Origin of the sequence: Pseudoalteromonas sp. S3776, from assembly GCF_005886915.1 — a bacterium.
In the GTDB taxonomy this organism is placed as follows: Bacteria; Pseudomonadota; Gammaproteobacteria; order Enterobacterales; family Alteromonadaceae; genus Pseudoalteromonas.
The window spans coordinates 1-11874 of record NZ_PNCU01000079.1; the positions used below are offsets into that span (position 1 = coordinate 1).

At 41.6% G+C, this 11874-nt stretch carries 11 protein-coding genes and 3 tRNA genes; 10 read left to right on the plus strand and 4 right to left on the minus strand.

The window, feature by feature from the left end:
* Window positions 1–149 precede the first annotated feature (149 nt).
* Together CWC16_RS19100 and CWC16_RS19105 are read left to right on the plus strand one after the other, a co-directional pair.
* A protein-coding gene (locus tag CWC16_RS19100; RefSeq protein WP_502705080.1) for an IS630 family transposase occupies window positions 150–1116 on the plus strand; the annotation gives its coding sequence in 2 pieces (ribosomal slippage) (window positions 150–548 and window positions 550–1116; 966 coding nt in all).
* Between the two features lie 368 nt (window positions 1117–1484).
* A complete protein-coding gene (locus CWC16_RS19105) occupies window positions 1485–2141 on the plus strand; it encodes an NAD(P)H-dependent oxidoreductase (protein ID WP_138542671.1) in 657 nt (218 codons plus the stop codon).
* Window positions 2142–2189: 48 nt separating this feature from the next.
* Here the strand turns inward: CWC16_RS19105 and CWC16_RS19110 are convergent, their stop codons facing one another.
* From CWC16_RS19110 to uvrD, 3 genes are read right to left on the minus strand one after another with little or no spacing between them, the layout of a single operon-like run.
* Window positions 2190–3038, minus strand: coding sequence for a chemotaxis protein (locus CWC16_RS19110; protein WP_138542672.1), 849 nt, complete (start codon window positions 3036–3038; stop codon window positions 2190–2192).
* Between the two features lie 58 nt (window positions 3039–3096).
* The gene (locus tag CWC16_RS19115; protein ID WP_138542673.1) at window positions 3097–5160 is read right to left on the minus strand and encodes a tRNA(Met) cytidine acetyltransferase TmcA domain-containing protein; all 2064 of its coding nucleotides are present in this window, start codon (window positions 5158–5160) and stop codon (window positions 3097–3099) included.
* The gene (uvrD, locus tag CWC16_RS19120) at window positions 5138–7303 is read right to left on the minus strand and encodes a DNA helicase II (RefSeq protein ID WP_138542674.1); all 2166 of its coding nucleotides are present in this window, start codon (window positions 7301–7303) and stop codon (window positions 5138–5140) included. The genes CWC16_RS19115 and uvrD overlap by 23 nt, the downstream gene beginning before the upstream one ends.
* Window positions 7304–7615: 312 nt before the next feature.
* Between uvrD and CWC16_RS19125 the strand changes: the two genes are divergently transcribed.
* From CWC16_RS19125 to CWC16_RS19135, 3 genes are all read left to right on the plus strand, one after another.
* A complete protein-coding gene (locus tag CWC16_RS19125) occupies window positions 7616–7840 on the plus strand; it encodes a hypothetical protein (RefSeq protein ID WP_004588664.1) in 225 nt (74 codons plus the stop codon).
* A gap of 114 nt (window positions 7841–7954) precedes the next feature.
* Entirely contained in the window at window positions 7955–8323 is a 369-nt protein-coding gene (locus CWC16_RS19130; protein ID WP_055016899.1) for a YacL family protein, read from the plus strand.
* A gap of 83 nt (window positions 8324–8406) precedes the next feature.
* Complete coding sequence (locus CWC16_RS19135; protein ID WP_138542675.1) at window positions 8407–9030, plus strand: dUTP diphosphatase; 624 nt, start codon at window positions 8407–8409, stop codon at window positions 9028–9030.
* On the opposite strand, the gene yrfG is transcribed toward CWC16_RS19135, so the two are convergent.
* Window positions 9031–9678 carry a GMP/IMP nucleotidase gene (gene yrfG / locus CWC16_RS19140; protein WP_138542676.1) on the minus strand — a complete coding sequence of 216 codons (648 nt, stop codon included), beginning with the start codon at window positions 9676–9678 and terminating at the stop codon, window positions 9031–9033.
* A 62-nt stretch (window positions 9679–9740) separates the two neighbouring features.
* On the opposite strand from yrfG, the gene nudE reads away from it, so the two are divergent.
* The 5 genes from nudE to CWC16_RS19165 all read left to right on the plus strand — a co-directional run bounded on the left by nudE (window position 9741) and on the right by CWC16_RS19165 (window position 11740).
* Window positions 9741–10313 (plus strand): ADP compounds hydrolase NudE, encoded by a 573-nt coding sequence (gene nudE, locus CWC16_RS19145; protein ID WP_138542677.1) that lies wholly within the window; start codon window positions 9741–9743, stop codon window positions 10311–10313.
* Entirely contained in the window at window positions 10306–11097 is a 792-nt protein-coding gene (gene cysQ / locus CWC16_RS19150; protein ID WP_055016896.1) for a 3'(2'),5'-bisphosphate nucleotidase CysQ, read from the plus strand. Before nudE ends, cysQ begins: the two co-directional genes overlap by 8 nt.
* A gap of 148 nt (window positions 11098–11245) precedes the next feature.
* Window positions 11246–11322, plus strand: a tRNA-Met gene (locus CWC16_RS19155).
* A gap of 82 nt (window positions 11323–11404) precedes the next feature.
* Window positions 11405–11481: transfer RNA gene (locus CWC16_RS19160), tRNA-Met, on the plus strand.
* A gap of 182 nt (window positions 11482–11663) precedes the next feature.
* Window positions 11664–11740: transfer RNA gene (locus tag CWC16_RS19165), tRNA-Met, on the plus strand.
* Window positions 11741–11874 lie beyond the last annotated feature (134 nt).

Sequence of the window (11874 nt, forward strand, 5' to 3'; positions counted from 1 at the left end):
AAAATAGTAGCTATCAGCCGTTATACCATTCCGCTTAAATATCTGATCTAATATAGGCTATATAAAATCACCGATTAATAACATTGAACCCAAATATATCTGAACAACTTTTGGCGCTTTCACGAAAAGAACCAAACGCACGAAAGCGCATGCGATTGCTCGCAGTGTCATTATTTTATGAGGGTAATAGCAGAACCGATATTGCAAAACGTCTTAACACAGCACGAAGTAGTGTTAATAAATGGGTTTCTAGTTATCTAGAGCATGGGCTGGATGGTTTAGACAATAAGCCTATTCAAGGACGCCCATCAAGATTGCAACAGCAACAACTTGAACAGCTGTCTGAATTTATAAAGCGCACTTATACAGAACTTCAAGGCGGCCGCCTTACTGGTGAAGACATTGTGCATTACATTAGCACTGAATTTGGCGTTCATTACCACTTAAATCATGTCTATAAAATTCTAAAGCACCTTGGCTTTAGTTGGATCACAAGTCGCTCTAAACACCCAAAACAATCATTACAGAGCCAAGAAGCTTTTAAAAAACTTCCAACTGGAAACGATCCTTCACACACCAGGGCACCTTCCTCTTGATCGTATCGACGTATGGTTTCAGGATGAAGCACGATTTGGCCAGCAAAATCCGACTACGCGTATTTGGGCTGAAACAGGCACTCGGCCACGGATTGTAAAACAACAGCAATTTGACTATGGATACTTATTTGGCGCGGTATGTCCAGCCACAGGCCAGACAGAAGCGTTAGTAAGCCCATTTGTAAATAAAGAAGCAATGACGCAGCACCTGAGCCAGATATCAGACGCGACACCTGTTGGAAGGCATGCTGTAGTGATAATAGATGGCGCAGGCTGGCACACATACGATACAGCTGCAGAATTTAAAAACCTAACCCTGATAAAGCTTCCACCTTATTCACCCGAGCTAAATCCAATAGAGCAAGTATGGAGCTGGATACGACAACATTGTTTATCCAATAGAGTGTTTTCGGGCTATGACGAAATTGTCGATGAGGTTTCAAAGGCATGGAATCACTTTATTTCGATACCAGATCGAGTGAAGAAAATGTGCAATCGGGAATGGATTAAATTGATTTAATCTTTATGCGGAATGGTATTAGCTATCAGCTGCACAGCGTCAACCAGTACTCCGACTAGTAATAGTTGGCTTTTTTACGAGTGCAGGAAAGCCAGTTCGTACATGTGATACATATTTATTTAAGCTCATCATATAGGTCGATCGAGCTAATGCCGATGCTAAAAAGCGTCGATTATAATTACAGTGTCCTTATTTCACGAGCAGGGTTACCCGCAGCAATAAAACTGTTACCCAAAATGATATGGGTTTGGTCTATTATCAATTTTTTTTAGAAAGTCTTTTAACTATTCTGCTAATTATCAATTGGCATCAAGTACTATAGACTTGCTCCATCTTGTATTTACACACCTCACAAAGTGGAGAAAAGCATGTCTCATCAGATTATTAAAGACTTACATAACCGTTATACGGCTAAAAAGTACGATGTGAACAAACGTATTTCATCAGCAGATATTGACGTAATTAAAGAAGCTATTCGCTTGTCTGCTTCTTCGATCAACTCTCAACCTTGGAAGTTTGTATTGGTAGAAAGTGACGAAGCAAAGCAGCGTTTATACGATACATTTGCTAACAAGCATCAATTCAATCAACTTCATGCAAAAGAAGCATCGCATACGCTGTTATTAGCTTATGATCCTAAATTTACTAAGGAGAAGTTTGTTAAACGTGTGGATGTCGAAGTGAGCTCTGGTCATTTACCAGTAGAGTTACGTGAGAGCTTTATGGGTGCTTATGCTTTTGCAGAAATGAATACAGATGAAAATGGCTATAATGGCAGCTGGACTAAAGCACAAGTTTACCTAGCACTGGGTAACATTATGCATACACTGGCGCGTTTAAATATTGCATCTACACCCATGGAAGGTGTTGACCCAGAGTTAATTGGCGAGAAGTTTAGCGAAGAGCTAGATGGCCATATTTGTGAAGTGGCACTTGCAATGGGTTACCCTGTTGAAGAAGAAGACTGGAACTTTGGCAAACCTAAAGCGCGTTTATCAGTTGAAGATATTATTGCTACTGTATAAAGTGTTGCTATAAGTTAATTAGCCGAGAATCTTCTCGGCTTTTTATTTTTAGAATAAACCATACGCTTGTGTTTCTTCGTCTTTCTCTTGTGCTAAATGATCAGGTCTAAATATTGCGCTAGGGTCTATTAAAACACTGTGTTTTTCGGCTAGCTTTATTAGCCCTCGCATCATACCTTTGGTTTGCGGGTCTATATCAAAGCCTACTTCGGTTAATTTATCGAGTGGCTTAATGTCTTCTTTTTTATAATCTATATTGTCCTCTACTTTATCTACTAGTAACCCGATATGTGGGTTGAGCCCGTCTTTAGTAGTAAAAACAATAATAGGTTTATAGTCGAGTGTTATTTGCTCTTTTGCCGCATCAAACAGTCGTTGCAATTGCATGAAGCTGTTGCGCTTTATACTCGCTACATATTTACTGGCTTGTTTATAGTCTTGCTCGCTATGAGCACTAACTGCCTGATCTGTTGTTGTAACTAGCGCTTGAAAAGGCTCATCAAGTTTTTCTATGATAGTTTTTAGGTCACTGTTGTCGGTTTTAAACTCTTTATAAAATACGGCGATGTTGTGCAGCTGAGTTTTATCGTTCGTTATTATCTGGCTATGCTGCGCGATGCTTTTTTCAAATTGGCTAAACCAATCATTAAGCGAGGTTTGCCAGGTTCTTAGCTCATTAAGTGCTTTTTTATTACTTTGCTCTGTAGAGCTGCCATTTAAAATAACACCTAGGTCGAACACTGGCGTAGGTGTTTCCATGTAGTCTTTTACACCAATAAAGCTCTTATTGTTATTTGGCAATGTAGTGAGGTTATTATCAAACCGCTCGGTGAGTAAAATATCGAGAATTTTAAGTGAAATGGTTTTACAGCCCACTTGAAAGTTTATGAATTCCATACCTTTATCTTTAATTGCCTTGTAATGCTTTAAGGATAGAACAAAATAGATAAATAGCTTAAAGGTTGGGTGGTTTTTTAATTAGTGATTTAACAGCGAGTTTAAATTGTTGCTCTAATGCTTTTTTCCCACTTAAGCGGTGTTGTTTGATTAGCTGCTCATTATTGTGGTTTTGTAATACCATTTGTATCAGCAAGTGGCGAACTTCACTTTTAGTTGCCATTAGGCAGGACGGTGAGTGGTTAAATAAATACCATAGTTTTGGCGCGGTATTAAAGCGATTTATTGTACTAATTGGAGTGTTTATAGGTGGGCTGGGCACGCTAGATTCATCGCTAAATTTACTTATTAGCTCACTGACTAACTCACTGTCGAGCTGGCTAAAGTGCGTTAATAAACCATAAAACAAATCACTTTTAAATTGCTGAGTTAAGGTATGTAAGCCCTGCGGGGATGTGTCTAATGCTTTAACAACAAGGGCTGAGTGCTCACCGGTGCTTTTATCTCGCTGATAACCTAGCTTAACAGTACTAAAGCCTTGAGATTGCCAAAAATGTAAAAGCCCGGCTGTAGCCCCAAAACTTGCACCTATATAACTACAGGTGGGTGTTAGCTGATGCTGGCAATGCGCTAGTAATGCTTTACCTACGCCTTGTCGATGCAGGTTAGGTGCAACAGCTATACGAATAACGCGTGCGCTTTGTTTTGTTAAATAGCTTGGCTGTGCGCTTAATTGCGCGAGTAATTGTGCCATTAAATGCCCTTGTGGGCGCCGCTCACCACTGATTACTTGCTTAGCTAACTCTGCATCCATACCGCCTTCAACGGCTATTAAACACACTCCCACAACATGCATCTGGCATCTACTAATAAACAGTCTTTGCGCTGGGGCATCAAGAAAGTGGCGTAAATCGTTAACACTGCTTTGATAATGGGCAAGTGCGAGCAGCGCAACTATTTGCTGCAGTAAAGGCTCATTGTCAACGAGTTGCTGTTGAGTGACTTCAACGTGCTCAATGCTACTTAATGCGGGCGGGTATTCGTTATATTGTGCATCTAAAGCAAAGAGTGTGCGTACCTGTTGCTCAAGAGGGTCGCCCTTAGCAAAACGTATAGGGTCTTCTAAGTTTACAACTTTTGCCGCTTTGTAATTTGCTTTTATATGTTGCGTAAAACGAATGGTATAGCCTCGGCCATTACCCTCGTAACCTACCAAGGTGCTTGCAAAGACTATACGCGGGTAGTGCTTTAACATGGCTAATAGTAGTGGTACAGGGATTGCGGCGGCTTCATCGACCAGTAATAGATCACAAGGCGGCAACTGATTAAGCAGTGCATCTGGGGCCATGTACTGTAAATTAGTTAAATGTTTTTGCTGAGCCTTGTATTCAACCTGTAAGGTTTTAGCTAAATGCTTAAAACAGCTATGGGTGGCTCTGAATTGTGTTGCGCATACAATGATTTTTTTATCATGTAATGCTGCGGCTGCCAGACCAAGCGCGGCTGATTTTCCGCGCCCTCTGTCGGCATTAATAATTAAAGGCCTGTTCGCGCGGCCTGTGGCCACCTTAATTATTTGTTCAACGCATTGTTGCTGCGCCTGATACTCAATTTTATTTGTTACATTGCTTTTGATCGGCGGCTGTTTAAAGTCAGTGTGTTCATCAAAGTGTATGACGGGTAGCGTTTGTAAAAGGCGAGAAAAACGTAAATTAAAATAGCTTTGCCGATTACTACTTCCATGAGATTGCACGCTTTTAAGTGCAGGGTCTTGCCAAGAGGCTAAACGTTGTAAGTCAGGCAGTAATAAAAATAACAAACCGCCTGCTTTTATGGTACCGGCAAGGGCAGCAAGTTTATCGGGGTAAATGCCACTATAGCCATCATAAACGGCATGAATAAACTCTTGCCCAAGTAGTTCATGGGTATGCTCAGGCCAACTTGAATTAGCAATGCCGCTGTTTGACAGCAGCTTTACATTATCTGAGTCTGTTAATGCGCTTAGTAGCTCGTAGCACCAAGCGGCTTGGCCTGTAATAAGTACTAACTGACGATGTTTTGCGTCAGTTAGTTGCTGTGTTAATTGTTCAACATAGTGCTTATACAGCTTGAAGTCGTGCATATGCGGTCACTAGCCATTTGCTGCCAAGGTCGTCAAAGTTAACTTGTACACGCGATTGTGCGCCACTGCCTTCGTAATTTAGCACAGTGCCAATACCAAATTTAGCGTGCAGTACACGTTGACCTAAGTTAAACCCACTTTCTTCAAAAGCTGCATGGCTTACTGACGCGCTAAAGCGCCCTGCAGCAGGTGGTCGCGATACCTGCGTTTTAATACGAATTTCTTCTACGCAGTCTTCGGGTATTTCGCGTAAAAATCGTGATGGGCTATGGTACTTTTCTTGGCCGTATAAACGGCGGCTTTCGGCATGGCTTATGTAAAGCTTGTCCATTGCACGGGTCATACCCACGTAACAGAGGCGGCGTTCTTCTTCTAAGCGCCCTGATTCTTCATTACTTTGCTGCGATGGGAACATACCTTCTTCAACGCCCACCATAAACACAAGTGGAAACTCTAATCCTTTAGCAGAGTGAAGAGTCATCATTTGTACAGCGTCTTCGTGCTCATCCGCTTGGCCTTCACCAGATTCAAGTGAGGTGTAGGCTAAAAAGCCCTGTAGTGGTGAGCTAAACTCTTCTTCTTCAGGGAGCTCGTACTGATCGCATGCACTGATAAGCTCTTCTAAGTTTTCTACGCGAGCGCGGCCTTTTTCGCCTTTTTCAGCCTGATACATAGCCATTAAACCAGACGTTTGAATAGTGTACTTGGCTTGCTCTTGTAGTGTCAGGTCGCTGATTTTATCTTCTATGTGTTCTACCAACTCTACAAACTTTGTAACAGCGCTTGCCGCACGACCCGATAAATGCTGTTGTTCAACAATTGCTTTAGCAGCGTACCAAAGAGGCAGCGACTCAGCACGCGCACAGTCGCGTATATGGCTAAGTGTTTTATCGCCAATACCGCGCGCAGGGGTGTTAATTACACGCTCAAATGCGGCGTCGTCTTGGCGGTTTCCTACCAATCGTAAGTACGATAGCGCGTCTTTAATTTCTTGACGTTCGAAGAAACGCATACCGCCGTAAATACGGTATTTTAAGCCTTCTTGAAGCATGGCTTCCTCGAGTACACGAGATTGCGCGTTGCTACGGTATAAAATGGCGGCGTCTTGCAGCGCATTACCGGCATTTAACCAGCTGCGTAGCTTACTACTTACAAAGCGGGCTTCGTCTAGCTCGTTAAAGGCTGCATAAATTGATATAGGCTCGCCTTCGTTGCCATCGGTCCACAAGCTTTTACCCATGCGCTCTGCATTGTTTTTTATAAGCGCATTAGATGCTTTTAGAATGGTTGCGGTTGAGCGATAGTTTTGCTCAAGGCGAATAGTTTCAGCATCAAAATCGGTTAAAAAACGCTTTATATTTTCTATTTTAGCGCCGCGCCAACCGTAAATACTTTGGTCATCGTCGCCTACAATCATAATGCTTTGCGTATCGCCTGCAAGTAGCTTTAACCATGCGTATTGAATGGTATTGGTATCTTGGAATTCGTCTACCAGCATGTGGGCAAAGCGCTGCTGGTAATGGCGAAGTAGCGTAGGGTTATTTTTAAGAACCTCGTAGCTACGTAGCAGTATTTCTGCAAAATCGACTAAACCAGCGCGGTCACATGCTTCTTGATAGGCTGCATATACACGCAGCATCATTTGCTCGTTTATATCGTAGGCTTGAATATCTTTAGGACGCAGGGCTTCATCTTTCTTAGCGCTGATATACCAGCCAAATTGTTTAGCTGGCCATTTTTTATCATCAATATTCATTGATTTTAATAAGCGCTTGATCATTCTTAGCTGATCGTCAGAGTCTAAAATTTGAAAGGCTTCTGGTAGGTTTGCTTCACGATGATGAGCGCGCAAAATACGGTGTGATAAACCATGGAATGTACCAATCCACATGCCTCCCACGGGGGCTTTTAGGGTTTCTTCAACACGGGTGCGCATTTCTTTAGCGGCTTTATTAGTAAAGGTAACCGCAAAAATACTATAAGCAGAAGCTTGCTCAACCTGCATTAACCATGCGATACGATGAACTAAAACACGTGTTTTACCCGAACCAGCACCTGCTAATACCAGCATGTTTTGTAGTGGGGCTGCAACGGCATCGCGTTGTTTGTCATTTAAGCCATCGAGTAATTCAGAAACGTCCATCGTTACGCCTTTTCAATCAATAATGAGAGGGAGTATAACAGGTGTTTTTGTTAGGCTAAATAAAATACTGTTTTTATGAACAGCTATTCTAAAAATACTTGTAAAACTAGTTGCTTAACTGTTTATTCATGCTGTTAAGTAACTGTAATTAAGAATAAAAATAATCAAATTGACCTATATTTAGTAAAAAAGACTAAATCAGTTATTTTATGCTAGTTTAACTAATTGATTTTTAAGCTTTAAAAAATTGGCATAAAGTGTGATAGTAAGTAAATAACTAAAATTTAAAATTAATTAACTACAGAGGTGAGTATGGCTGATCAAGGTTCTGGCGGTAATGTAATTGCGGCGTTGTGTAATATATTTTTTCCTGGTTTAGGGCAACTGGTACAAGGGCGTATTTTAGCTGCTATCTTCTTTGCGCTAGCTATTATAATTAGTTACGCACTTATTTATGTATTGGTAGGCTTTGTACTGGTGCCTATTATTTATTTATGGTCGATTATAGATGCTGCACGTTTTAGATCGCGAAGTTAGCTTTTATGCCACCTATTTAAATAGCGCCCATTGGCGCTATTTTGCGTTTTAGGGGCAGTGTTCAGGGCTATTTATGGGTATAATTAGTGCATTAGCGTTTTACAAGTAAAAATTATGGAATATCAATTTATACGCGACCCTATTAGCGGGCTGCGCATTAAAATAAGCAGCGAGCATGCCCTAATTGGCCGCTGGTTAAATGAAGAAATTGGCAAAGAAAAAGTGGCGATGGTACAAGCACTTATCAACTCAGTTAAAACAAGCTACGAGCCAATAACGTTAAAAGGCCAAGAAATAGACTTAATACTCTCTAAAGACGAAGCCTTATTTGAAGCCCATGCCCTACACCAAGACAGTGAAGACTTAGTTGCCTATCAAGATGATGACTTAATGCTTGAAGAAAATGGCCTAGTGAGTGGTTGTGGCTTTGAAGATTTTATAGATTTAATTGAATCTTGGGCTGATTTTAGCGGCTCAAAGTAAAACCAGAATTATTAAAATAGTGCTGATGCATTGCGCTTTTTTTATCTGTACTATTACACCAATCAAAAACGTCAGGAATGAATATGTCTGCCAATTTAAATAAGCTAGTCGTTATGCTAGAAATGCAAAATGCCATGAATACTAAGGTTCATGAGCAATGGTTTAGCCAAGGTTTTGAGTGGTATAGAGCCATTTGGGTAGAGTGTGCAGAAATGCTAGACCACTACGGTTGGAAGTGGTGGAAAAAGCAAACCCCAGATACTGAGCAAGTCATTTTAGAATTGGTTGATATATTTCACTTTGGTTTATCGCTAAGAATAGACGGCACTACAAGTTATGAAGCGTTAGCAAAGCAGTTAGAGCAGCAACTTAATGCGCCTGAGCAAGCTGATGACTTTAAACAAACACTTGAAATATTAGCAGCATCAGCCGTTGCTGATAAAACCTTTAACGCCGCTGCATTTGCAGGCTGTATGGCGCAAATTGGTATGAATATAGACGATTTATACCGAGGTTACGTAGGTAAAAATACCTTAAACTTTTTCCGCCAAGATCATGGCTACAAAGATGGCAGCTACATTAAAGTGTGGAACGGTCAAGAAGATAACGAGCATTTGGTTGAAGTCGTAAAAAGCCTTGATACCGAACATGCCGACTTTGCAAAGTTAGTATACCAAGGTTTGGAAGCTCGTTACCCAAAAAGCTAATTATATAATAGTGCGGTAGTCGGTTACGTTTAAGTAATCGGCTATTACATTATGTGGTTGCTTACTATCAGGGTTAGCAACCGCAAGTAAATGTTCAATGCCGTATTCTCGGGCTGCATTTAAAACAGGCACACTGTCATCAACAAACAAAGTGCGCTGCTTATTAAACCCTAAGTCTTTTTGTACTTGATGCCACAAACTTTGCTGCTCTTTACTCACGCCGTATTGGTGGGTCGACACCACGCCATCTAAATAATTATCTATCGCGGTGTGCTCAAATTTAAGCATTACATTTTCTGGGTGAGCGTTAGTTAACAAAATCAGCTCTTTACCTGCTTTTTTTAGCTCGGTTAAAAAGTGAGGTACATCTTCGCGTACTTTTATTAGGTGTTGGGTTTGACGTTTTAGTTCCATTATCGGCAACTTTAACTGTTCTTCCCAATAATCTAAACAATACCACTGTATTTGGCCACTTACCGCTTGGTAGCGCTTGTGCATATCGGCTTTCGCTTCATCAAGGGTTATATTGCGAGTGAGTGCAAGTTGCTCAGGAACAACATTAAGCCAAAAATGACTATCGAAATGTAAATCGAGTAATGTTCCGTCCATATCGAGTAAAACGGTATCGATTTTTGACCAATTTAGCATGGGCTTTTCCTTGTGAAAAGTTTATGATTAAGCACAACTGCCATGATAGCAAAATAACGCCAATGACACAGAAAAAGCACCCAACTCCACCGCAAATTATTAGTAATAATATAGTTGCTAAAAGCCGTTTATTTACTGTTGAATCATTAGAGCTTAAGTTTTCTAATGACGAAGAGCGCCAGTATGAGCGAATACGTGGCGGTGGCCGTGGGGCTGTAATGATTGTGCCAATAACTGCGGACAACGAAATGCTACTGGTACGTGAATATTGTGCAGGCACGAACGACTACCAATTAGGTTTTCCTAAAGGCTTAATAGACCCAGGCGAAACGCCCCAACAAGCTGCAAACAGAGAGCTTAAAGAAGAAGTGGGTTTTGGCGCCGAATTTTTTGAGCCATTAAAAGTTGTATCAATGGCGCCAAGTTACTTTAACGCAACTATGCATATTTTATTTGCTAAGCAACTATACCCGCAAACGTTGGAAGGAGATGAGCCTGAACCGCTAGTGGTTGTTAAGTGGCCATTAACAGATTGGCAGTCATTATTAGAGCAAGACGATTTTACCGAAGCTCGCAGTGTTGCCGCTTTGTTATTATTAAATAAGTATTTAGCGTCTGGAGCTGCAAATGAATAAACTACTAGAGCCTTGTATAGAGCTTGCACAACGAGCAGGCGATGCCATTATGGCTATTTATAAAAAAGATGATATTGGCCAACAAGAAAAGTCAGACGCTACGCCCGTCACAAAAGCAGACTTAGCGTCTAACGATGTGCTCGTTGCTGGTTTAAAAGACCTTGCGCCCGAGATTCCTATTATGTCAGAAGAGACACCTATTCCGGCACTTGCCCAAAGACAAGATTGGCAACGCTACTGGTTATTAGATCCGATGGACGGCACGGGCGAGTTTATTTTAGAAAGTGGTGACTTTGCCGTTAATATTGCGCTTATTGAAAATAACCATCCCGTTTTAGGTGTGATCCACTGGCCAGCAAAAGGCATTACTTACTTTGCTACTGCTAATCAGGGGGCATTTAAACGAGAAAATGGTAGCGATACAAAAATGTCGGTAGCAACACCCGATAACCTAACGCTAGCAGTAAGCCGTAGACAAAAAATTGAAGCGGTCAGTCAGTATTTAAATACGCAATTTGCCACTATTGCTGTAGGCTCGTGCTCGCTAAAAGCATGTATTGTTGCCGAGGGTAAAGCCGACTGCTTCTTACGAATTGGCCCTACTGGCGAGTGGGATACCGGCGCGTCACAAGTTATTGTAGAAGAGGCGGGTGGGTGTATTACCGATGCAGAGTTTAACCCGCTTACATATAACCAGCGTGAGAGCACCGAAAATCCAGATTTTATTGTGATGGGACACCCAGATTGGGAGTTTCAAAAAATGATAAGCCCGCATCAAAGATAGCGATTTAAAGAGTGGTTTGATTGCTTTTTGTTCGGTTGAACGCAATTAACGAGTGAAAGCCTTGCAATATAAGTTTATTCCTATATTATAGCGCTCTCTTCGAAACAGGCTTGTTATTAACACGAAACTATTTCAAAGAAATTACAGGCGCGGGATGGAGCAGCCTGGTAGCTCGTCGGGCTCATAACCCGAAGGTCGTCGGTTCAAATCCGGCTCCCGCAACCAATTTCCTTTATGGGTTTGAGGTTACTGTAAACTCTAACTTAAGAGATTAAATTAAGTAGTCGATAGACTTAAAATATACAGGCGCGGGATGGAGCAGCCTGGTAGCTCGTCGGGCTCATAACCCGAAGGTCGTCGGTTCAAATCCGGCTCCCGCAACCAATTTCCTTTAGGGGTTTGAGGTTACTGTAAAATGTTAGTTAAAGAAAAGCTTGTCGGTCTCAGCTCTTCATTAGCCAGCAAAGGTAGTCGTTTTAAATCTGGCTCCCGCAACCAATTTCCTTTAGGAAGTTGACAGCCACGTTGTAATGTAAGCAACGCTAAATAAGTATGCATATTTCAGGCGCGGGATGGAGCAGCCTGGTAGCTCGTCGGGCTCATAACCCGAAGGTCGTCGGTTCAAATCCGGCTCCCGCAACCACTGAAATAAAAAGTTAGAATGAATCGACACTCTATATGAGTGTTTTTTTATGCCTAAACTTCAGTGAAATGGATAGCTCGTCGGTCTCAGCTCTCCACTAGCCAGCAAAGGTAGTCGTTTTAAATTCGGCTCCC